Below are 22,127 nucleotides of genomic sequence, written 5' to 3' on the forward strand. Positions count from 1 at the left end.
AGCAAGAGGCGGAAGTTCGTCTCGCGGCTCTAGGGGATCGATGACTGAGTATGGCCGGGGCCCCGGCTCCGAACCGTGGCATCCCGAGGATCCCCTCTATGGGGACCAGGGATGGGATGGCCAGCAGGCTGCCCACGGCCAGAGCCAGTACGGCGGCCCGCAGCAGTCCTATCCGCAGGACCCCTATGCCCAGCAGCAGCCGCAGCAGACGTACCCCCAGCATCAGCAGTACCAGCAGTACGGAGCGCCGCAGGACCCGTACGGGCAGCACCAGCCGCAGCACCCGCATGACCCGTACGCCCAGGACCCGTATGCGCAGCAGCAGCACCCGCATGACCCGTACGCCCAGCAGGCTCCGCAGCACCAGCAGTACAACGGTGGCTGGGACACCGGTCAGCAGCCTGCGGCGATGCCGCCGTACGACGGCAATCCGCAGGACGCGTACAGGAACCGGCCGGGTGACTACGGCGCTTCGCACGACCCCTACGGCACTCCGGAGGCGTACCCGCCGCCGCAGCCCCCGGGCCGGCGCGAGGCCGAGCCCGAACAGGGCCCACCGCGTAACCCCGACTGGGACCCGGACGAGCCCGAGGAGGAGACGCACCCCTTCTTCACGGGCGTCGACGACGACCGCGATGTCCGGCGCCCCCGTGACGACGATGACGAGTACGACGACGACCCGCGTGAGTCGCGCAGGGGCGGCGGCAGCGAACGCCGCGGCAAGGGCAAGAAGAAGAGCCGCAACGGCTGCGCCTGCCTCGTCGTCTCCCTGGTCCTCGCCGGCGGTCTCGGCGGGGCGGGCTACTTCGGCTACACGTACTGGCAGGAACAATTCGGCGCGGCACCGGACTACACCGGCAAGGGCTCCGGCACGGTCGAGGTCGAGGTCCCGAAGGGCGCCCTCGGCAACGAGATCGGCAACATCCTGAAGGAGAAGGGCGTCGTCAAGAGCGTCGACGCCTTCATCGCGGCGCAGACCGAGAACCCCAAGGGGAAATCGATCCAGGCGGGCGTCTACGTCCTCAACGAGCACATGTCCGCGGCCGAGGCCGTGAAGATGATGATCGACCCGAAGAGCCAGAATCTGCTGATCATTCCTGAGGGCAGGACCACCAGGGATGTCTACAAGATGGTCGACGCGAAGCTCGGTCTCAAGGCCGGCACCACCAAGGACGTCGCCAAGAAGAACGTCGGCGGTCTCGGGCTGCCGGACTGGGCCGACGACGACCCGGCCGTCGACGACCGGCTGGAGGGTTTCCTCTATCCCGCGGCCTACCCGGTCACCAAGGAGATGAAGCCCGAGGCCGTCCTCAAGAAGATGGTCTCCCGGGCCAATCAGGAGTATGGCAAGGTCGACCTCGAGTCGAACGCCAAGAAGCTGGGTCTCAAGAGCCCCTGGCAGCTGATCACGGTCGCCAGCCTCGTTCAGGCCGAGGGCAAGTACAAGCACGACTTCGACAAGGTCGCCCGGGTCGTCTACAACCGGCTCAAGCCCAACAACACCGAGACCTACGGACTGCTCGACTTCGACTCCACCGTGAACTACGCCAAGGCCCAGAGCACCCTGGACACGGGCGCGGTCTCGAACCTGCGGAAGTTCAAGGACCCGTACAACACGTACTACGTCCACGGACTGCCGCCGGGTCCCATCAACAACCCCGGCGAAGCGGCGCTTCACTCGGCGATCAAGCCCACTCCCGGGCCTTGGTACTACTTCGTGTCCGTGACCGCGGACAAGACCGTGTTCGCGGTCACCAACGAAGAGCACGAGCGCAATCGCAAGAAGTACGAACAGGAGAAGTCGGGTCAGTGAGCACCATCCGACGGGCGGCCGTCCTCGGCTCGCCCATCGCCCACTCGCTCTCCCCGGTGCTGCACCGTGCTGCGTACACCGAACTCGGTCTCGCCCACTGGTCGTACGACCGTTTCGACGTGGACGAGGCGGGGCTCCCCGGCTTCATCGAGGGACTCGATGCCTCCTGGGCCGGGCTGTCGCTGACGATGCCGCTGAAGCGCGCGATCATCCCGCTGCTGGACTCGGTCAGCGGGACCGCGTCCTCCGTCGAGGCCGTCAACACCGTGGTCTTCACCGAGGACGGTCGTCGTGTCGGTGACAACACCGACATCCCCGGCATGATCGCCGCGCTGCGTGAGCGCGGCGTCGAGAAGACCGACTCGGCCGCCGTCCTCGGCGCCGGAGCCACCGCGTCCTCCGCGCTCGCCGCACTGTCGGAGATCTGCACAGGTCCGGTCACGGCATACGTACGCAGTCGCGAGCGCGGCGACGAGATGCGCGGCTGGGGCGAGCGGCTCGGGGTCGACGTACGGATCGCCGACTGGGCGGACGCGGAGCAGGCGCTGCGCGCACCCCTGGTGATCGCCACCACGCCGGCCGGCACCACGGACGCGCTCACCGGTGCGGTGCCGACGGCTCCCGGCACGCTGTTCGATGTGCTGTACGAGCCCTGGCCGACCGGACTCGCATCAGCCTGGTCGGCCAGGGGCGGCGCAGTCGTCGGAGGTCTGGATCTTCTGGTGCACCAGGCTGTCCTCCAGGTCGAGCAGATGACGGGTTGCTCACCTGCCCCTCTCGCGGCCATGCGGCAGGCCGGTGTAGCGGCACTCGCCGCCCGCTGACACCCGGCACCGAGGAGCACCGATCCGTCCGTCAGCTGGACCGGCGGACGGGTCGGGGGCCCGAACGTGGGAGGATCGAGGCGGCGGGCCAGGGCCGCGCACCCGGTCGCGCCGTTGCAGTTTCAGGCGCGAGCATGAGGAGCACCGTTGAGCAGGTTGCGCTGGCTGACCGCAGGGGAGTCGCACGGCCCCGCACTGGTGGCGACGCTGGAGGGTCTTCCCGCCGGTGTCCCGATCACCACGGAGATGGTGGCGGACGCACTGGCCCGGCGGCGGCTCGGCTATGGCCGCGGCGCTCGCATGAAGTTCGAGAAGGACGAGGTCACCTTCCTCGGCGGGGTGCGCCACGGGCTCACCATGGGCTCCCCGGTCGCCGTCATGGTGGGCAACACCGAATGGCCCAAGTGGGAGCAGGTCATGTCGGCCGACCCGGTCGACCCCGACGAACTGGCCAAGCTGGCCCGTAACGCCCCGCTGACCCGCCCCCGCCCCGGCCACGCCGACCTCGCGGGCATGCAGAAGTACGGCTTCGACGAGGCCCGGCCGATCCTGGAGCGCGCCAGCGCCCGGGAGACCGCGGCCCGGGTGGCGCTCGGCGCCGTGGCGCGGTCGTACCTCAAGGAGACCGCGGGCATCGAGATCGTCAGCCACGTCGTCGAACTGGCCGCGGCCAAGGCTCCCTACGGTGTCTACCCCACGCCCGCCGACGTCGAGAAGCTCGACGCCGACCCGGTGCGCTGCCTCGACGCCGCCGCGAGCAAGGAAATGGTCGCCGAGATCGACCAGGCCCACAAGGACGGCGACACCCTCGGCGGTGTGGTCGAGGTGCTCGCGTACGGCGTGCCGGTCGGTCTCGGCTCGCACGTGCACTGGGACCGGCGTCTCGACGCCCGCCTCGCCGCCGCCCTCATGGGCATTCAGGCCATCAAGGGTGTCGAGGTCGGCGACGGCTTCGACCTGGCCCGGGTCCCCGGTTCGAAGGCGCACGACGAGATCCTGGTCACCGAGGACGGCATCAAGCGCGCCTCCGGCCGTTCCGGCGGCACCGAGGGCGGTCTGACCACCGGGGAGCTGCTGCGGGTCCGCGCCGCGATGAAGCCCATCGCGACCGTGCCCCGCGCGCTGGCCACCGTCGATGTCGTCACCGGGGAGCCCGCCAAGGCGCACCACCAGCGCTCCGATGTCTGTGCCGTGCCGGCCGCCGGGATCGTCGCCGAGGCGATGGTCGCGCTGGTCCTGGCCGACGCCGTCGCGGAGAAGTTCGGCGGCGACAGCGTCCCCGAGACCCACCGCAACGTCCAGTCGTACCTCGACCACCTCCAGATCCGATGAGCGGCCCGCTGATCGTCCTCGTCGGCCCGATGGGTGTCGGCAAGTCCACGGTCGGTGAGCTCCTCGCCGACCGGCTCGGCACCACCTACCGGGACACCGACGCGGACGTCGTGGCCACGGCGGGCAAGCCGATCTCCGAGATCTTCTACGACGAGGGCGAGGAACACTTCCGCGAGCTGGAGCGAGAGGCGGTGCGCGCCGCGGTTGCCGAGCACACGGGCGTCCTCTCGCTCGGCGGCGGAGCCGTGCTCGACGAGGCGACCCGCACCCTGCTCGTCGACCACGCGGTCGTCTACCTCTCGATGGACGTCGAAGAGGCCGTCAAGCGGGTCGGGCTGAACACTGCGCGCCCGCTGCTCGCCGTCAACCCGCGCCGGCAGTGGCGCGAGCTGATGGACGCCCGCCGCCATCTCTACACCGAGGTGGCCAGGGCGACCGTCGCCACCGACGGGCGCACCCCCGAAGAGGTCGCCCAAGCGGTCCTCGACGCACTGGAACTGCCGGAGCGCGCGGGCGACCCCGCGGCGCCCGGCCGGGAGAACACACACATGACGGACCAGGGACCCACACGCATCCAGATCGCCGGCAGTGCGGGCACCGACCCGTACGAGGTGCTGATCGGCCGGCAGCTGCTCGGCGAGCTGCCGTCGCTCATCGGAGACCGGGCCCAGCGGGTCGCGGTCCTGCACCCCGAGGCGCTCGCCGAGACCGGCGAGGCGGTCCGTCAGGACCTCGCCGACCAGGGGTACGAGGCCATCGCGATCCAGCTGCCGAACGCCGAGGAGGCCAAGACCGTCGAGGTCGCGGCGTACTGCTGGAAGGCGCTCGGCCAGACCGGTTTCACCCGCACCGATGTGATCGTCGGCGTCGGTGGCGGCGCCACCACGGATGTGGCCGGGTTCGTCGCGGCGACCTGGCTGCGCGGGGTGCGCTGGATCGCCGTACCGACGACGGTGCTCGCCATGGTCGACGCGGCCGTCGGCGGCAAGACCGGCATCAACACCGCCGAGGGCAAGAACCTCGTCGGCGCCTTCCACCCGCCGGCCGGGGTGCTCTGCGACCTCGCCTCCCTCGACTCGCTGCCCGTGCACGACTACGTCAGCGGCATGGCCGAGATCATCAAGGCCGGTTTCATCGCCGACCCCGCGATCCTCGACCTGATCGAGTCGGACCCGGAAGGTGCCCGTACGCCCGCCGGACCGCACACCGCCGAGCTGATCGAGCGCTCCATCCGGGTGAAGGCCGAGGTCGTCTCCAGCGACCTCAAGGAGGCCGGTCTGCGCGAGATCCTCAACTACGGCCACACCCTCGGCCACGCCATCGAGAAGAACGAGCGCTACAAGTGGCGCCACGGCGCGGCCGTCTCCATCGGGATGGTCTTCGCCGCCGAGCTCGGCCGGCTGGCCGGACGCCTCGACGACGCCACCGCGGAGCGGCACCGGGCGATCCTGGAGTCCGTCGGACTGCCGCTCACCTACCGCGGTGACCAGTGGCCCAAGCTGCTGGAGAACATGAAGGTCGACAAGAAGTCCCGCGGCGACCTGCTCCGCTTCATCGTCCTCGACGGCCTGGGCAAGCCCACCGTCCTGGAGGGCCCCGACCCGGCCGTGCTGCTCGCCGCGTACGGGGAGGTGTCGGCGTGACCCGCAGGGTCTTCGTGCTCAACGGGCCGAACCTCGGCCGGCTCGGATCCCGCGAGCCCGATGTGTACGGAGCGACGTCGTACGGCGGACTCGTCGAGACCTGCCAGGCACTCGGCAAGGAGCTCGGCTTCGACGTCGACGTCCGGGAGACCAACGACGAGGGCGAGCTGATCCGCTGGCTGCACGAGGCAGCGGACGGTTCAATTCCGGTCGTTCTCAACCCGGGAGCATTCACCCATTACTCGTACGGAATGCGGGACGCGGCCGCGCAGCGCACCGCCCCGCTGATCGAGGTGCACATCTCGAACCCGTACGCACGGGAGGAATTCCGCCACACCTCCGTGGTCGCCCCGGTGGCCACGGGGACCGTGGCCGGATTCGGCATCGGCTCCTACCGGCTCGCGCTCCGCGCCCTCGCGGACGAACTGACGGACTGACAGGTCGCGTACCGGACGGCCGACCGGCCGACGGGCACTCCGTACCGTCCCCGACCGTTGCCTCTGTGGCGGCCGGGGACGGTACGGTTGCCGTTCCACCAGCGCCAGTTGCCTGTACGAGACGGAGTGGCACCGGATGCAGCACGCAGTGGGGGCCCCGCTGCCGCCGCCCCAAGGACCGGGAAACGGACCTGCCGGCTGGACGCACCAGGCCCAGCACCCCGGACACTCCGGTCCGCCGGGGCCGCCGCCACCGCCCGCCCCCCAGGGCCAGGGCTGGACCGGGCCCGCCCCGCACCACGCCCCCGCGCCCGTCTCCCGGGAGACCACCGGGCACATCCAGCTGCCGCCCGGCGGCCCTGTCCCGCTGCCCGCACCACCCGCCGAGCCCGGCACGGGCACGGCGACGCTCGCCGTCCTCCTGATCGGTCCGGCGGGCGCGGGCAAGACCACCGTGGCCAAGCTGTGGGCCAGCCGCCGCCGGGTCCCCACGGCGCACGTCAGCCTCGACGACGTCCGCGAATGGGTCTGCTCCGGCTTCGCCGACCCGCAGGCCGGGTGGAACGACCACTCGGAGGCCCAGTACCGGCTGGCCCGCCGCACCTGCGGCTTCGCCGCCCGCAATTTCCTGGCCAACGGCATCTCCTGCATCCTCGACGACGCGGTCTTCCCCGACCGCCCGGTCGTGGGCCTCGGCGGCTGGAAGCGCCATGTGGGCCCGGGGCTGCTGCCCGTGGTGCTCCTCCCCGGCCTGGAGATCGTGCTGGAGCGCAATGCCGCCCGCAGCGGCAACCGCCGGCTGTCGGACGAGGAGGTCGCCCGGATCCACGGCAGGATGGCGGGCTGGTACGGCTCGGGGCTGCCGATCATCGACAACTCGACCTACGACGTGGAGACCACGGCCCGCGTCCTCGACGACATACTGGCCCGCTCCATAGCCAGCCCGCCCGCATGGTGACGGCCCGGCGGGTCCCGGTTCCGCACACCTGAGCGCGGGCCCCGGCCTGCTGCGGTCCCCGGTCGGATGCGCTGACCGGGCAGCCCGGCGCTCCCGCTCGTAGGCTCGTGGCATGTCAGAGGTGTACACCGTCCGCCGCGCGCTGCTGCGGGACCGGTGCGCCGCCGTCGGATCCGCGGCCGCTCTGGTCTCCCGCCCCGCCAACGTCCGCTACCTCGCGGGCGGGGCGCCCCCGGGTGCCGTGCTGCTGCTCGGCCCCGACGAGGACGTCCTGGTCTGCCCCCGAGCGCCGACCGGCGATCCCGTCCAGGGGCGCACCGACGACGAGCTGCGGCTGGCCCTGCTGCCCGCCACCGACGGCGATCCGGTGGTCGCAGCCGCCGACCTGGCCACCTCCTCCGGCGCGGAATCGCTCGCCGTGGAGGAACACGATCTGACGGTCGCCCGCCACCGGGCCATGCACGCGGTCGCCCCGCGGCTCCGGCTGGCCGACCTCGGCGCCACGGTGGAGCAGTTGCGCGTCGTCAAGGACGAGGAGGAGATCGCCTGCCTGCGGATCGCCGCCGAGATCACCGACCAGGCGCTCGGTGAACTCCTCGAATCGATCCTCGTCGGCCGCACCGAACGGCATCTCGCACTGGAACTGGAGCGGCGGCTGGTGGACCACGGCGCCGACGGGCCCGCCTTCTCGACCTCCGTCGCCACCGGACCCAACTCGGGCCAGGGCCGTCACCGGCCCTCCGACCGGCGGGTCGAGGAGGGAGATTTCCTCTCCGTCTGCCTCGGCGCCAACTATCGCGGCTACCGGTGCGAGATCGGACGTACATTTGTTATCGGGACGGCTCCGGCCGCCTGGCAGATCGACCTCTACGACCTGGTTTTCGCCGCTCAGCGGGCCGGACGCGAGGCCTTGGTGCCCGGCGCCGCGTACCGCGATGTGGACCGCGCGGCCCGTCATCTCCTGGACTCCGCGGGTCACGGTGACGGCCTCGCACCCTCGACCGGGCACGGGGTGGGGCTCGAAATCGACGAGGACCCGCAGCTGGCACCGGCAGCCATGGGTAAACTGGACGCTTGTGTGCCGGTCACCGTCGAACCGGGGGTTCACCTCCCTGGCCGGGGCGGGGTCCGGATCGATGACACGCTCGTCGTACGCCCCGAGGCGGACGGCGGACCCGAGCTACTCACCATTACGACCAAGGAGCTGCTCGCGCTCTAGCGCGCATCCTTGGTTGTCCACCAGCTTCAGTCCAGGAGATTCCGCAACCGTGGCTTCCACGAACGACCTCAAGAACGGCCTGGTGCTCAAGCTCGACGGAGGCCAGCTCTGGTCCGTCGTCGAGTTCCAGCACGTCAAGCCCGGCAAGGGCCCGGCTTTCGTGCGCACCAAGCTCAAGAACGTGCTGTCCGGCAAGGTCGTCGACAAGACGTTCAACGCCGGCGTGAAGGTCGAGACGGCCACCATTGACCGCCGCGACATGCAGTTCTCGTACATGGACGGCGAGTACTTCGTCTTCATGGACATGGACACGTACGACCAGCTCATGGTCGACCGCAAGGCTGTCGGCAACGCCGCCAACTTCCTGATCGAGGGCTTCACCGCCTCCGTCGCCCAGCACGAGGGCGAGGTGCTCTACGTCGAGCTGCCGGCCGCCGTCGAGCTGACCATCCAGCACACCGACCCGGGCGTCCAGGGCGACCGCTCCACCGGCGGCACCAAGCCCGCCACGCTGGAGACCGGTTACGAGATCGGCGTCCCGCTCTTCATCACCACGGGTGAGAAGATCAAGGTCGACACCCGCACGGGCGACTACCTCGGCCGGGTGAACAGCTAACCGTGGCTGCTCGGAACACGGCCCGCAAGCGAGCCTTCCAGATCCTCTTCGAGGCCGACCAGCGCGGTGAGTCCGTGCAGACGGTCCTCGCGGACTGGGTGCGGCACTCGCGGTCCGATACCCGTCAGCCGCCGGTCACCGAGTACACGATGGAGCTCGTCGAGGGGTACGCGCAGTACGCCGACCGGATCGACGACCTCATCATCACCTATGCCGTGGACTGGGAGATCGACCGCATGCCGGTCGTCGACCGGAACATCCTGCGGCTGGGTGCGTACGAGCTGATCTGGGTGGACGGGACGCCGGACGCGGTGGTGATCGATGAGGCGGTCCAGCTCGCCAAGGAGTTCTCCACCGATGACTCCCCGTCCTTCGTGAACGGGCTGCTGGCCCGCTTCAAGGACCTCAAGCCGAACCTTCGCCGGGAGTCGTAGCCTCCGGCGGCGTTCAGCCCACGAAGGGCCCACGGTCGTGCGACCGTGGGCCCTTCGGCGTGCGCTTCCTGGGCGGAGTGCGGTGCCCCGGTCCGGGGTGGGTGTCCTTGTCCTCGATCGCCGGACGGGCTTGATAGGTGCGCTGGTCCCGATACGGGGCGCCTCCGGGGCCGGACCGGCCGCCGCGCGTCTGCCGCGATTCGATCGTCCGGGGGTGAGGCACAAGTGAGGCAGGGGTGGGGCCGTTCAGGGGAGTGGAGTCCCCGCAGGGGGCGGCGAACGTGCCGGCTACGCACTCGAGCCCGTCCGGCGATCGAGGACGGAACCCTCACCCCGGACCCGGGCAGCAAAAAACGCCGGGATGCCGGGGCCCGAATGGGGACCCGGTCAACCCGGCGTTACGTTTCTTCGCGGCTCCAGACCGTTAGTCAGCCCTCGTCGTGGGCGACCGCGCGACGCGCGTCCGCGTCCAGGACACCCCAGCTGATCAGCTGCTCGGTGAGCACGGACGGCGACTGGTCGTAGATCACGGCCAGCGTGCGCAGGTCGTCCTGGCGGATCGAGAGCACCTTGCCGTTGTAGTCACCGCGCTGGCTCTGGATCGTCGCCGCATAGCGCTGCAGCGGTCCGGCCTTCTCCGGCGGGACGTGGGCGAGGCGCTCCAGGTCCAGGACAAGCTTGGGCGGCGGCTCGGCGGCCCCGCCGGGCGTCGTGCCGGGCAGAAGCTCCTGCACCGGGACCCCGTAGAAGTCCGCCAGCTCGGCGAGACGCTGTACGGTCACGGCACGGTCGCCGCGCTCGTACGAACCGACCACGACGGCCTTCCAGCGGCCCTGGGACTTCTCCTCCACGCCATGGAGGGAGAGGCCCTGCTGGGTGCGGATGGCGCGGAGCTTGGCCCCGAGCTGTTTTGCGTATTCGCTGGACATAAGGCTCCCCGGACGAAGTCTGGTAACTCACTGTGAGGTTACGCAGCGTTACTTGGATGCGTCAAGCCGAATGGTCCGCACCGGCACCTCCCGGGGTTGTGACCAAGGCTCCGTGCAAGGCCTGGTAACGTTGATGAAGCAAATTTCGACGTCCTTTAAGGTCCGTCCAGTGAGGCGGAGAAGGAGGTCCGTTTCTTATGGACGCACAGCACGAAGCCACCGGCAATGCGGCACGCCCCGTTCTCGAGGCTCCCGACATCGCCCGAGTTCTGACTCGAATCGCCCACGAAATCGTCGAACGCGCCAAGGGCGCCGACGATGTGGTGCTCCTCGGCATCCCGACACGAGGCGTCTTCCTCGCCCGTCGGCTGGCCGACAAGCTCGAAGAGATCACCGGCCGGAAGGTGCCGGTCGGCTCCCTCGACATCACCATGTACCGCGACGACCTGCGGCTGCGCCCGGCGCGCGCCCTGGCCCGCACCGAGATCCCCGGCGAGGGTATCGAGGGCCGACTGGTCGTCCTGGTCGACGATGTGCTCTTCTCCGGCCGTACGATCCGCGCCGCGCTCGACGCGCTCGGCGACATCGGCCGCCCCCGCGCGGTGCAACTCGCGGTCCTTGTCGACCGTGGCCACCGCGAGCTCCCGATCCGCGCCGATTACGTCGGCAAGAACCTCCCCACGTCGCTGCGGGAGACGGTCAAGGTCCAGCTCGCCGAGGAGGACGGCCGCGACGCCGTGCTGCTCGGTGTCCAGCAGACCGCCCCGGCGGGCGCGCAGTAGCTGCACTCACCCGTACGGCCGACATCCGGTCGTACGACTGCTTCCGCACGCCCGCATGCCTGAACCCTCCAGCCACCCGGAGAACACCCAGATGAAGCGTCACCTCATCTCGGCCGCCGACCTCACCCGCGACGACGCCGTCCTGATCCTCGACACCGCCGAGGAGATGGCCCGCGTCGCCGACCGGCCGATCAAGAAGCTCCCGACCCTGCGCGGCCGCACCGTCGTCAACCTCTTCTTCGAGGACTCGACGCGTACCCGCATCTCCTTCGAGGCCGCCGCCAAGCGCCTCTCCGCCGATGTCATCAACTTCTCCGCGAAGGGCTCGTCCGTCTCCAAGGGCGAGTCGCTCAAGGACACCGCGCTGACCCTGGAGGCGATGGGCGCGGACGCTGTCGTCATCCGGCACGGTGCCTCCGGCGCCCCGTACCGCCTCGCCACCTCCGGCTGGATCGACGGTGCCGTCGTCAACGCCGGTGACGGCACGCACGAGCACCCCACCCAGGCCCTCCTGGACGCCTTCACCATGCGCCGCAGGCTGGTCGGGGCCGATGCCGGGCTCGGCCGGGACCTGGAAGGACGACGGATCACGATCGTCGGCGACATCCTGCACAGCCGGGTCGCCCGCTCCAACGTGCACCTGCTGCACACCCTCGGCGCCCACATCACGCTGGTGGCCCCGCCGACCCTCGTCCCGGTCGGTGTCGAGCAGTGGCCGTGCGATGTCAGCTACAGCCTCGACGACGTGCTGCCGAAGTCCGACGCGGTGATGATGCTGCGGGTGCAGCGTGAACGGATGAACGCCGCGTACTTCCCGACCGAGCGCGAGTACTCACGCCGCTACGGCCTGGACGGCGAGCGCATGGCGAAGATGCCCGGGCACGCCATCGTCATGCACCCCGGCCCGATGGTCCGCGGCATGGAGATCACCGCCGAGGTCGCCGACTCCGACCGGTGCACGGTCGTCGAGCAGGTCGCCAACGGCGTCTCGATCCGCATGGCGGTCCTGTACCTGCTGCTGGGCGGCTCCGAGCCCGCCGCACCCTCCCACCCGTCGCCCGCCGCCACCCTTGATCGAAGCGCTGCGCGCCCTGCCGATTCCGAGGAGAACAAGTAACCATGAGCAAGATCCTTATTCGCGGCGCGAAGGTCCTCGGTGGCGAGCCGCAGGACGTCCTGATCGACGGCGAGACCATCGCGCAGGTCGGTACCGGTATCGATGCCGGTGACGCCGTGGTGGTCGAGGCCGAGGGACAGATTCTGCTCCCCGGTCTGGTCGACCTCCACACCCACCTGCGCGAGCCCGGCCGTGAGGACTCCGAGACCGTCCTCACCGGCACCAAGGCCGCGGCAGTCGGCGGCTTCACCGCCGTGCACGCCATGGCCAACACCTTCCCGGTCGCCGACACCGCCGGCGTCGTCGAGCAGGTCTGGCGACTCGGCAAGGAGTCCGGCTACTGCGACGTGCAGCCGATCGGCGCCGTCACCGTCGGCCTGGACGGCAAGCACCTCGCCGAACTCGGCGCGATGCACGATTCGGCCGCCGGAGTGAAAGTCTTCTCCGACGACGGCAAGTGCGTCGACGACGCCGTGATCATGCGGCGCGCGCTGGAGTACGTGAAGGCGTTCGACGGTGTCGTCGCCCAGCACGCCCAGGAGCCCCGCCTCACCGAGGGCGCCCAGATGAACGAGGGCATCGTCTCGGCCGAGCTCGGCCTCGGTGGCTGGCCTGCCGTCGCCGAGGAGTCGATCATCGCCCGCGATGTCCTCCTCGCCGCCCACGTCGACTCCCGGGTGCACATCTGCCACCTGTCGACCGCCGGCTCCGTCGAGATCGTCCGCTGGGCCAAGTCCAAGGGCTGGAACGTCACCGCCGAGGTCACCCCGCACCACCTGCTCCTCACCGACGAACTCGTACGGTCGTACAACCCCGTCTACAAGGTGAACCCGCCGCTGCGTACCGAGGCCGATGTGATGGCCCTACGCGAGGCGCTCGCCGACGGCACGATCGACTGCGTCGCCACCGACCACGCCCCGCACCCGCACGAGGACAAGGACTGCGAGTGGGCCGCGGCCGCCATGGGCATGGTGGGCCTGGAGACGGCGCTCTCGGTCGTCCAGCAGACGATGGTCGAGACCGGTCTGCTCGACTGGGCGGGTGTCGCGGACCGGATGTCCGTCCGCCCCGCGGCCATCGGCCGCCTGGAAGGACACGGCCGTCCCGTCTCGGCCGGTGAGCCTGCCAACCTCACGCTGGTCGATCCGGCATACCGTGGAGTCGTGGACCCCGCGGGCTTCGCCTCCCGCAGCCGAAACACCCCGTACGAGGGGCGCGAGCTGCCGGGTCGCGTCACCCACACGTTCCTGCGGGGCCGTGCCACGGTCGTCGACGGGAAGCTCGCGTGACATCACTCACCCCCCTGTACCAGCTGGCCGCCGAGCAGAAGTCGGCGGACGTGACCGACCTGTCCGCCCGCATCAGCTGGGTGATCGGACTCGTCGTCTTCATCGCCTTCGTCTACTGGCTGATGCGCCAGGGATGGAAGTGGCGCGGAAGCCTGCAGTCCGACCTGCCGGAGCTGCCCGCCACGCCGGACGGGTACGCGGCACAGCCACCCCTGCTGACGATGACCGGCCGCTACCACGCCTCGACGACCGCCGGGCAGTGGCTCGACCGGATCGTCGCCCACGGCCTCGGCACCCGCAGCCGCGTCGAGCTCACGCTGACCGAACAGGGTCTCGACGTCGTACGCCCCGGGGCGGCCGACTTCTTCGTCCCGGCAGCGCACCTGCGTGACGCCCGGCTCGACAAGGGCATCGCGGGCAAGGTCCTCCCCGAGGGCGGCCTGCTGATCATCACCTGGGCGCTCGGCGACAAGCTGATCGACTCCGGCTTCCGCTCCGACCACTCGGCCGAACACCCGGCCTGGGTCGACGCCATCCACCACCTCACCGACAGCACTACGGAAGGCATCGCGCGATGACGACCTCCACCCGGGGAGCCTCCAGGGTTCCCGCCGTACTCGTCCTGGAGGACGGCCGCGCCTTCCGCGGCCGCGCCTATGGGGCCGTGGGGGAGACCTTCGGCGAGGCGGTGTTCTCCACCGGCATGACGGGCTACCAGGAGACGCTGACCGACCCGTCGTACCACCGCCAGGTCGTCGTGATGACCGCCCCGCACGTCGGCAACACCGGTGTGAACGACGAGGACCCCGAGTCGCAGCGGATCTGGGTCGCCGGATACGTGGTGCGCGACCCCGCGCGGCTGCCCTCCAACTGGCGCTCGCAGCGCTCGCTCGACGAGGAGCTGGAGCGCCAGGGCGTCGTCGGCATCAGCGGCATCGACACCCGCGCCCTCACCCGCCACCTGCGCGAGCGCGGCGCCATGCGCGTCGGCATCTTCTCCGGTGACGCCGTCGCCGACGAGGCCACGCTGCTGGCCCGCGTCAAGGAAGCCCCCGAGATGGTGGGCGCCGACCTCTCCGCCGAGGTCGCGACCAAGGAGACGTACGTCGTCCCCGCGATCGGCACGAAGAAGTTCACCGTGGCCGCGATCGACCTCGGCATCAAGGGCATGACCCCGCACCGGATGGCCGAGCGCGGCATCGAGGTGCACGTCCTGCCCGCCACCGCCACCCTCGACGAGGTGTACGCGGTCGAGCCCGACGGAGTCTTCTTCTCCAACGGCCCCGGCGACCCGGCCACCGCCGACCACCCGGTCTCCGTCATGCAGGGCGTCCTGGAGCGGAAGACGCCGCTCTTCGGCATCTGCTTCGGCAACCAGATCCTGGGCCGCGCCCTCGGCTTCGGCACCTACAAGCTGAAGTACGGCCACCGCGGCATCAACCAGCCGGTGCAGGACCGCACGACCGGCAAGGTCGAGGTCACCGCGCACAACCACGGCTTCGCCGTCGACGCCCCGCTGGACAAGGCGTCCGACACGAAGTTCGGCCGCGCCGAGGTCTCCCACGTCTGCCTGAACGACCAGGTCGTCGAGGGACTGCAACTCCTCGACCAGCCGGCCTTCAGCGTCCAGTACCACCCCGAGGCAGCCGCCGGCCCGCACGACGCCGCGTACCTCTTCGACCGTTTCGTATCCCTGATGGAGGGCCAGCGTGCCTAAGCGCTCCGATATCCAGTCCGTCCTGGTCATCGGCTCCGGCCCGATCGTCATCGGACAGGCCGCCGAGTTCGACTACTCCGGCACCCAGGCCTGCCGCGTCCTCAAGGCCGAGGGCCTGCGCGTCATCCTGGTGAACTCCAACCCGGCAACGATCATGACCGACCCGGAGATCGCCGACGCCACGTACGTCGAGCCGATCACCCCCGAGTTCGTCGAGAAGATCATCGCCAAGGAACGCCCCGACGCGCTGCTCCCGACGCTGGGCGGCCAGACCGCGCTCAACACCGCGATCTCCATGCACGAGAAGGGTGTCCTGGAGAAGTACGGCGTCGAGCTCATCGGCGCCAATGTCGAGGCCATCAACAAGGGCGAGGACCGCGACCTCTTCAAGGGCGTCGTCGAAGCCGTCAACGCCAAGATCGGCCACGGCGAGTCCGCCCGCTCCGTCATCTGCCACTCGATGGACGACGTCCTGGGGGGCGTCGAGACGCTCGGCGGCTACCCCGTCGTCGTCCGCCCCTCCTTCACCATGGGCGGCGCCGGCTCCGGCTTCGCGCACGACGAGGAGGAGCTGCGCCGGATCGCCGGTCAGGGCCTCACGCTCTCCCCGACCACCGAGGTGCTCCTGGAGGAGTCCATCCTCGGCTGGAAGGAGTACGAGCTGGAGCTGATGCGCGACAAGCACGACAACGTCGTGGTCGTCTGCTCCATCGAGAACTTCGACCCGATGGGCGTCCACACGGGTGACTCGATCACCGTGGCCCCGGCCATGACGCTCACGGACCGCGAGTACCAGCGGCTGCGCGACATCGGCATCGCGATCATCCGCGAGGTCGGCGTCGACACCGGCGGCTGCAACATCCAGTTCGCCATCGACCCGGCCGACGGCCGCGTCATCGTGATCGAGATGAACCCGCGCGTCTCCCGCTCCTCGGCGCTGGCGTCGAAGGCCACCGGCTTCCCGATCGCCAAGATCGCCGCCAAGCTGGCCGTCGGCTACACGCTCGACGAGATCCCCAACGACATCACCGAGAAGACCCCGGCCTCCTTCGAGCCGACGCTCGACTACGTCGTGGTCAAGGCCCCGCGGTTCGCCTTCGAGAAGTTCCCGTCCGCCGACTCCACCCTCACCACCACCATGAAGTCGGTGGGCGAGGCCATGGCGATCGGCCGCAACTTCACCGAGGCGCTGCAGAAGGCACTGCGCTCCCTGGAGAAGAAGGGCTCGCAGTTCACCTTCATCGGCGAGACCGGCGACAAGGCCGAGCTGCTCGCCGAGGCGGTCCGGCCGACCGACGGCCGTATCAACACCGTCATGCAGGCGATCCGGGCCGGCGCCACCCAGGAAGAGGTCTTCGACGCCACGAAGATCGACCCCTGGTTCGTCGACCAGCTGTTCCTGATCAAGGAGATCGCCGACGAGCTGGCCGCCGCCGACAAGCTCGACCCCGAGCTGCTCGCCGAGGCCAAGCGGCACGGCTTCTCCGACGCTCAGATCGCCGAGATCCGCGATCTGCGCGAGGACGTCGTCCGCGAGGTGCGGCACGCGCTCGGCATCCGCCCGGTCTACAAGACGGTCGACACCTGCGCCGCCGAGTTCGCCGCGAAGACGCCGTACTTCTACTCCTCGTACGACGAGGAGAGCGAGGTCGCGACCCGCACCAAGCCCGCGGTGATCATCCTCGGCTCGGGCCCCAACCGCATCGGCCAGGGCATCGAGTTCGACTACTCCTGCGTCCACGCCTCCTTCGCGCTGAGCGACGCCGGCTACGAGACCGTGATGGTCAACTGCAACCCGGAGACGGTCTCCACCGACTACGACACCTCCGACCGCCTGTACTTCGAGCCGCTGACGCTCGAGGACGTGCTGGAGATCGTGCACGCCGAGTCCCTCGCGGGCCCGATCGCCGGTGTCATCGTCCAGCTCGGCGGCCAGACCCCGCTGGGCCTGTCGCAGGCGCTCAAGGACAACGGTGTGCCGGTCGTCGGCACCTCGCCGGAGGCGATCCACGCCGCCGAGGACCGCGGCGCCTTCGGCCGCGTCCTGGCCGAGGCCGGACTCCCGGCCCCCAAGCACGGCACCGCCACCACCTTCTCCGAGGCCAAGGCCATCGCCGACGAGATCGGCTACCCGGTCCTCGTACGCCCGTCGTACGTGCTCGGCGGCCGCGGCATGGAGATCGTGTACGACGAGACGCGGCTGTCCTCGTACATCGCCGAGTCCACCGAGATCAGCCCCACCCGGCCGGTCCTGGTGGACCGCTTCCTCGACGACGCCATCGAGATCGACGTCGACGCGCTCTACGACGGCACCGAGCTCTACCTCGGCGGCGTCATGGAGCACATCGAGGAGGCCGGCATCCACTCCGGCGACTCCGCCTGCGCGCTGCCGCCGATCACCCTCGGCGGCTACGACATCAAGCGGCTTCGGGCCTCCACCGAGGGCATTGCCAAGGGCGTCGGGGTCCGCGGACTGATCAACATCCAGTTCGCGCTCTCCGGCGACATCCTGTACGTCCTGGAGGCCAACCCGCGCGCCTCGCGCACCGTCCCCTTCACCTCGAAGGCGACCGCGGTCCCGCTCGCCAAGGCCGCCGCCCGCATCTCGCTGGGCGCGACCATCGCCGAGCTGCGCGAGGAGGGTCTGCTGCCGAAGAACGGCGACGGCGGCACCCTGCCGCTCGACGCGCCGATCTCCGTCAAGGAGGCGGTCATGCCGTGGTCGCGGTTCCGCGACATCCACGGCCGCGGCGTCGACACCGTCCTCGGCCCGGAGATGCGCTCCACCGGCGAGGTCATGGGCATCGACTCGGTCTTCGGCACGGCGTACGCCAAGTCGCAGGCCGGTGCGTACGGCCCGCTGCCCACCAAGGGCCGCGCGTTCATCTCCGTCGCCAACCGCGACAAGCGCTCGATGATCTTCCCGGCGCGCGAGCTGGTCGCCCACGGCTTCGAGCTGCTGGCCACCTCCGGCACCGCCGAGGTGCTCAAGCGCAACGGCATCCACGCCACGGTCGTGCGCAAGCAGTCCGAGGGCGTCGGACCGCAGGGCGAGAGGACCATCGTCCAGCTCATCCACGACGGCGAGGTCGACCTGATCGTCAACACGCCGTACGGAACGGGCGGCCGGCTCGACGGCTACGAGATCCGTACCGCGGCCGTCGCCCGGTCCGTGCCGTGCCTCACGACGGTCCAGGCGCTCGCTGCCGCCGTCCAGGGCATCGACGCACTCAACCACGGAGACGTCGGCGTACGTTCCCTGCAGGAACACGCGGAACATCTGACCGCGGCGCGCGACTAGCAGGCCCAGCAGGGGGACACCGGAAACGGTGTCCCCCTCTCTGTGAGGACACCGAGGACACCCCGATGTACAAGTTCTTCTTCCAGCTGGTCTTCAAGCGGATGGACCCGGAGCAGGCCCACCACCTGGCCTTCCGGTGGATCCGCCTCGCGGCCCGCATCCCCGTGCTGCGTACGTTCGTCGCAGCGGCGCTCGCCCCCCGCTACAAGGAGCTGCGCACCGAGGCCCTCGGCCTGCGCATGCACGGCCCGTTCGGCCTCGCCGCGGGCTTCGACAAGAACGCCGTCGCGATCGACGGCATGTCGATGCTCGGCTTCGACCACATCGAGATCGGTACGGTCACTGGCGAGCCGCAGCCCGGCAACCCCAAGAAGCGGCTCTTCCGCCTCGTGGCGGACCGCGCGCTGATCAACCGTATGGGATTCAACAACGAGGGCTCCGCGGCCGTGGCCGAGCGCCTGGCGACCCGCAGCCCGGTCTTCCGGACCACGGTCGGCGTCAACATCGGCAAGACCAAGGTCGTGCCGGAGGCCGAAGCCGTCGGCGACTACGTGAAGTCGACCGAACGGCTCGCCCGTCACGCCGACTACCTCGTCGTCAACGTCTCCTCGCCCAACACGCCCGGCCTGCGCAACCTCCAGGCCACCGAGGCCCTGCGCCCGCTGCTCACCGCCGTGCGCGAGGCGGCCGACCGGACCGTCACCGACCGCCGGGTCCCGCTCCTCGTCAAGATCGCCCCTGATCTCGCGGACGAGGACGTCGACGCGGTCGCCGACCTCGCGGTCGAGCTGGGCCTGGACGGCATCATCGCCACCAACACCACCATCGCCCGCGACGGCCTCGGGCTGAAGTCCTCGCCGTCGCTGGTCGAGGAGACCGGCGGACTCTCCGGCGCGCCCCTCAAGGCGCGCTCCCTGGAGGTCCTGCAGCGGCTCTACGCTCGCGTGGGCGACGAGATCACCCTCGTGGGCGTCGGCGGCATCGAGACCGCCGAGGACGCCTGGCAGCGCATCCTCGCCGGCGCCACCCTCGTCCAGGGCTACAGCGCCTTCATCTACGAGGGTCCGTTCTACGCCCGCGCGATCCACAAGGGCCTCGCCGCGCGCCTCGCCGCCTCCCCGTACGCCACCCTCGCCGAGGCCGTCGGCGCCGAGACCCGGAAGGTCATGAAGTGACCCCTGAACCCTTCGGCGCGCGACTGCGCCGCGCCATGGACACCCGCGGGCCGCTCTGCGTCGGCATCGACCCGCACGCCTCGCTGCTCACCGCCTGGGGCCTGAACGACGACATCGCGGGCCTGGAGAGGTTCACCCGTACGGTCGTCGAGGCGCTGGCCGACCGGGTCGCCGTCCTCAAGCCGCAGTCCGCGTTCTTCGAGCGGTTCGGATCGCGCGGCATCGCCGTCCTGGAGAAGGCCGTCGAGGAGTCACGGGCGGCCGGGGCGCTCGTCCTGATGGACGCCAAGCGCGGCGACATCGGCTCCACCATGGGCGCCTACGCGGCGACCTACCTGGACGAGGGATCGCCGCTCTTCTCCGACGCGCTCACGGTCTCGCCCTACCTGGGCTTCGGTTCGCTGCGACCGGCGCTCGACGCGGCCGTCCTCTCCGGTTCGGGCGTCTTCGTCCTCGGCCTCACCTCCAACCCGGAGGGCGCCGAGGTGCAGCGCGCCACCGCCCCCGACGGCCGGTCGCTGGCCCAGCTGATGCTCGACCACGTGGCCGCCGAGAACGAGGGCGCCACGCCGCTCGGCTCGGTCGGCGCGGTGATCGGCGCCACACTCGGCGACGCGGGGGTGAACCTGGCGGTCAACGGACCGCTGCTGGCCCCCGGCATCGGTGCGCAGGGCGCCACCCCCGCCGATCTCCCGGGTGTCTTCGGCGCCGCGGTGGGCAATGTGCTGCCGAGCGTGAGCCGGGGCGTGCTGCGCCACGGACCCGACGCGTCCGGGCTGCGCGAAGCCGCCGATCGGCTCACGGACGAGGTCCGCGCGGCCGTCCCGGCAAGCTGACGATGCCACGTAACGGCGTGTTGGCGGAATCCTGACCAAAAATCTCGGTAGTTATGCCTGAAATGTCCTGGTCGGCCAAGGCTGACCAGGACTTTTCGTCTGTTCTCGCTGACTCGGGCGGCCTTGGCCGCTAGTCTCCGTCGAGAGCCAACGTGCACAGGTTGTTCGTTGCTCACCAGGTGTGGGGCGATTAAGTTCCTCACCGGTCCGTATCCGACAGATCGACATCCGAGGTGACGTAGGCGTGGCTCTTCCGCCCCTTACCCCTGAACAGCGCGCAGCCGCGCTCGAAAAGGCCGCCGCGGCTCGCCGGGAGCGGGCCGAGGTCAAGAATCGACTCAAGCACTCCGGCGCTTCCCTCCACGAGGTCATCAAGCAGGGCCAGGAGAATGATGTCATCGGCAAGATGAAGGTCTCCGCCCTTCTCGAGTCCCTGCCCGGCGTGGGCAAGGTCCGCGCCAAGCAGATCATGGAGCGGCTCGGGATCTCCGAGAGCCGCCGGGTCCGGGGTCTCGGCTCCAACCAGATTGCTTCCCTGGAGCGAGAGTTCGGCGGCTCTCCCGTCTGACGTTCTCAGGCACCCCTGAGAACGGGGATAATCGCTCCATGGCTGCAACATCCCGGGGGACGTCCCCCGTACCCCCGGACGTACGTCCGCGGCTGACCGTGCTCTCCGGCCCCTCCGGGGTCGGCAAGAGCACGGTCGTCGCTCATATGCGCAAGGTCCACCCAGAGGTCTGGCTCTCGGTGTCGGCGACGACCCGTCGGCCGCGCCCCGGCGAGCGCAACGGCGTCCACTACTTTTTCGTGGACAACGACGAGTTCGACAAGCTGATCGCCAACGGCGAGCTGCTCGAATGGGCCGAGTTCGCCGGCAACCGCTACGGCACACCGCGCCGGGCCGTGCTCGAACGCCTGGAGGCGGGCGAACCGGTCCTCCTGGAGATCGATCTCCAGGGGGCGCGACTGGTCCGTCAGTCGATGCCCGACGCGCGGCTGGTCTTCCTCGCCCCGCCCGGCTGGGACGAGCTGGTGCGCCGGCTCACCGGCCGCGGGACCGAGGCGCCGGACGTCATCGAGCGACGGCTCGCCGCCGCGAAGGTCGAACTCGCTGCCGAATCCGAGTTCGATACGACGCTGGTCAACACCTCCGTCGAGGACGTGGCACGCGAGCTGCTAGCCTTGATGTTGCAGACTTCCGCCCGCCGTGAGAGCAGCGACTGACGCAGCCGACCCGGATCGCCACCCCGGCGGAACCCGCACTGTCAAAGATCTCTTTGATTTTTACCCCCTTCGGAAGGCAGAGAGTGTCCTCTTCCATCACCACGCCCGAGGGCATCATCAACCCGCCGATTGATGAGCTCCTCGAGGCCACCGACTCGAAGTACAGCCTTGTGATCTACGCCGCCAAGCGCGCGCGCCAGATCAACGCGTACTACTCGCAGCTCGGCGAGGGCCTCCTCGAGTACGTCGGTCCGCTCGTCGACACCCACGTGCATGAGAAGCCGCTGTCGATCGCGCTCCGCGAGATCAACGCGGGCCTGCTGACCTCCGAGGCCATCGAGGGCCCCGCGCAGTAAGCAGGAATTGCACTCACCACAGGCCCGGCGGTCACCACTGCCGGGCCTGTGGTGCGTCCGGGGCTGTGGGAGCCGCTCGGACGCCGTGAGGCAGCATGGGGGTGTACGTGTCCGAGTACGTACCC

21 protein-coding genes are annotated in these 22,127 nt (G+C 70.0%); 20 read left to right on the plus strand and 1 reads right to left on the minus strand.

Going from position 1 to position 22,127, the window contains the following annotated elements; genetic code table 11:
* The first annotated feature begins 40 nt into the window (after positions 1 to 40).
* From mltG to nusB, 9 genes are all read left to right on the plus strand, one after another.
* Positions 41 to 1,813: an endolytic transglycosylase MltG gene (gene mltG / locus OHA03_RS26190; protein ID WP_267006208.1), complete on the plus strand. Its 1,773-nt coding sequence runs from the start codon at positions 41 to 43 to the stop codon at positions 1,811 to 1,813.
* Entirely contained in the window at positions 1,810 to 2,637 is an 828-nt protein-coding gene (locus OHA03_RS26195) for a shikimate dehydrogenase (RefSeq protein WP_267006209.1), read from the plus strand. The genes mltG and OHA03_RS26195 overlap by 4 nt, the downstream gene beginning before the upstream one ends.
* A 147-nt stretch (positions 2,638 to 2,784) precedes the next feature.
* On the plus strand, positions 2,785 to 3,969 hold the full coding sequence (aroC, locus tag OHA03_RS26200) for a chorismate synthase (protein WP_030968769.1): 1,185 nt from the start codon (positions 2,785 to 2,787) through the stop codon (positions 3,967 to 3,969).
* Positions 3,966 to 5,612 (plus strand): 3-dehydroquinate synthase, encoded by a 1,647-nt coding sequence (aroB, locus tag OHA03_RS26205; protein ID WP_267006210.1) that lies wholly within the window; start codon positions 3,966 to 3,968, stop codon positions 5,610 to 5,612. The genes aroC and aroB overlap by 4 nt, the downstream gene beginning before the upstream one ends.
* Positions 5,609 to 6,049, plus strand: a complete 441-nt coding sequence (aroQ, locus tag OHA03_RS26210) for a type II 3-dehydroquinate dehydratase (RefSeq protein ID WP_267006211.1) — start codon at positions 5,609 to 5,611, stop codon at positions 6,047 to 6,049. The genes aroB and aroQ overlap by 4 nt, the downstream gene beginning before the upstream one ends.
* Positions 6,050 to 6,185: 136 nt before the next feature.
* Complete coding sequence (locus OHA03_RS26215) at positions 6,186 to 7,007, plus strand: Pro-rich N-terminal domain-containing protein (RefSeq protein ID WP_267006212.1); 822 nt, start codon at positions 6,186 to 6,188, stop codon at positions 7,005 to 7,007.
* 112 nt (positions 7,008 to 7,119) lie between these two features.
* Complete coding sequence (locus tag OHA03_RS26220) at positions 7,120 to 8,226, plus strand: aminopeptidase P family protein (RefSeq protein WP_267006213.1); 1,107 nt, start codon at positions 7,120 to 7,122, stop codon at positions 8,224 to 8,226.
* A 49-nt stretch (positions 8,227 to 8,275) separates the two neighbouring features.
* A complete protein-coding gene (efp, locus tag OHA03_RS26225) occupies positions 8,276 to 8,842 on the plus strand; it encodes an elongation factor P (protein ID WP_114243496.1) in 567 nt (188 codons plus the stop codon).
* Positions 8,843 to 8,844: 2 nt separating this feature from the next.
* Complete coding sequence (gene nusB, locus OHA03_RS26230) at positions 8,845 to 9,276, plus strand: transcription antitermination factor NusB (RefSeq protein WP_267006214.1); 432 nt, start codon at positions 8,845 to 8,847, stop codon at positions 9,274 to 9,276.
* Positions 9,277 to 9,704: 428 nt separating this feature from the next.
* Here the strand turns inward: nusB and bldD are convergent, their stop codons facing one another.
* A complete protein-coding gene (gene bldD, locus OHA03_RS26235; protein ID WP_014157378.1) occupies positions 9,705 to 10,205 on the minus strand; it encodes a transcriptional regulator BldD in 501 nt (166 codons plus the stop codon).
* 197 nt (positions 10,206 to 10,402) lie between these two features.
* Between bldD and pyrR the strand changes: the two genes are divergently transcribed.
* The 11 genes from pyrR (at position 10,403) to rpoZ (ending at position 22,002) form a co-directional block, all read left to right on the plus strand.
* Complete coding sequence (gene pyrR / locus OHA03_RS26240; protein ID WP_267006215.1) at positions 10,403 to 10,987, plus strand: bifunctional pyr operon transcriptional regulator/uracil phosphoribosyltransferase PyrR; 585 nt, start codon at positions 10,403 to 10,405, stop codon at positions 10,985 to 10,987.
* Positions 10,988 to 11,078: 91 nt separating this feature from the next.
* Positions 11,079 to 12,104 (plus strand): aspartate carbamoyltransferase catalytic subunit, encoded by a 1,026-nt coding sequence (locus tag OHA03_RS26245; protein WP_267008163.1) that lies wholly within the window; start codon positions 11,079 to 11,081, stop codon positions 12,102 to 12,104.
* A gap of 2 nt (positions 12,105 to 12,106) precedes the next feature.
* Positions 12,107 to 13,393, plus strand: coding sequence for a dihydroorotase (locus OHA03_RS26250; protein ID WP_267006216.1), 1,287 nt, complete (start codon positions 12,107 to 12,109; stop codon positions 13,391 to 13,393).
* The gene (locus OHA03_RS26255; protein ID WP_267006217.1) at positions 13,390 to 13,971 is read left to right on the plus strand and encodes a hypothetical protein; all 582 of its coding nucleotides are present in this window, start codon (positions 13,390 to 13,392) and stop codon (positions 13,969 to 13,971) included. The genes OHA03_RS26250 and OHA03_RS26255 overlap by 4 nt, the downstream gene beginning before the upstream one ends.
* Positions 13,968 to 15,110, plus strand: a complete 1,143-nt coding sequence (gene carA / locus OHA03_RS26260) for a glutamine-hydrolyzing carbamoyl-phosphate synthase small subunit (protein ID WP_267006218.1) — start codon at positions 13,968 to 13,970, stop codon at positions 15,108 to 15,110. The genes OHA03_RS26255 and carA overlap by 4 nt, the downstream gene beginning before the upstream one ends.
* Positions 15,103 to 18,411: a carbamoyl-phosphate synthase large subunit gene (gene carB / locus OHA03_RS26265; protein ID WP_267006219.1), complete on the plus strand. Its 3,309-nt coding sequence runs from the start codon at positions 15,103 to 15,105 to the stop codon at positions 18,409 to 18,411. The genes carA and carB overlap by 8 nt, the downstream gene beginning before the upstream one ends.
* A 65-nt stretch (positions 18,412 to 18,476) precedes the next feature.
* Entirely contained in the window at positions 18,477 to 19,586 is a 1,110-nt protein-coding gene (locus tag OHA03_RS26270; protein ID WP_267006220.1) for a quinone-dependent dihydroorotate dehydrogenase, read from the plus strand.
* Positions 19,583 to 20,422, plus strand: a complete 840-nt coding sequence (pyrF, locus tag OHA03_RS26275) for an orotidine-5'-phosphate decarboxylase (protein ID WP_267006221.1) — start codon at positions 19,583 to 19,585, stop codon at positions 20,420 to 20,422. The genes OHA03_RS26270 and pyrF overlap by 4 nt, the downstream gene beginning before the upstream one ends.
* A gap of 244 nt (positions 20,423 to 20,666) precedes the next feature.
* Complete coding sequence (locus OHA03_RS26280) at positions 20,667 to 20,990, plus strand: integration host factor (RefSeq protein WP_267006222.1); 324 nt, start codon at positions 20,667 to 20,669, stop codon at positions 20,988 to 20,990.
* Between the two features lie 38 nt (positions 20,991 to 21,028).
* The gene (gmk, locus tag OHA03_RS26285) at positions 21,029 to 21,646 is read left to right on the plus strand and encodes a guanylate kinase (RefSeq protein ID WP_267006223.1); all 618 of its coding nucleotides are present in this window, start codon (positions 21,029 to 21,031) and stop codon (positions 21,644 to 21,646) included.
* 83 nt (positions 21,647 to 21,729) lie between these two features.
* Positions 21,730 to 22,002, plus strand: a complete 273-nt coding sequence (gene rpoZ, locus OHA03_RS26290; RefSeq protein ID WP_003970369.1) for a DNA-directed RNA polymerase subunit omega — start codon at positions 21,730 to 21,732, stop codon at positions 22,000 to 22,002.
* The last annotated feature ends 125 nt before the right edge of the window (positions 22,003 to 22,127 follow it).

The sequence above is a fragment of the Streptomyces sp. NBC_00154 genome (assembly GCF_026342835.1).
Lineage (GTDB): Bacteria > Actinomycetota > Actinomycetes > Streptomycetales > Streptomycetaceae > Streptomyces.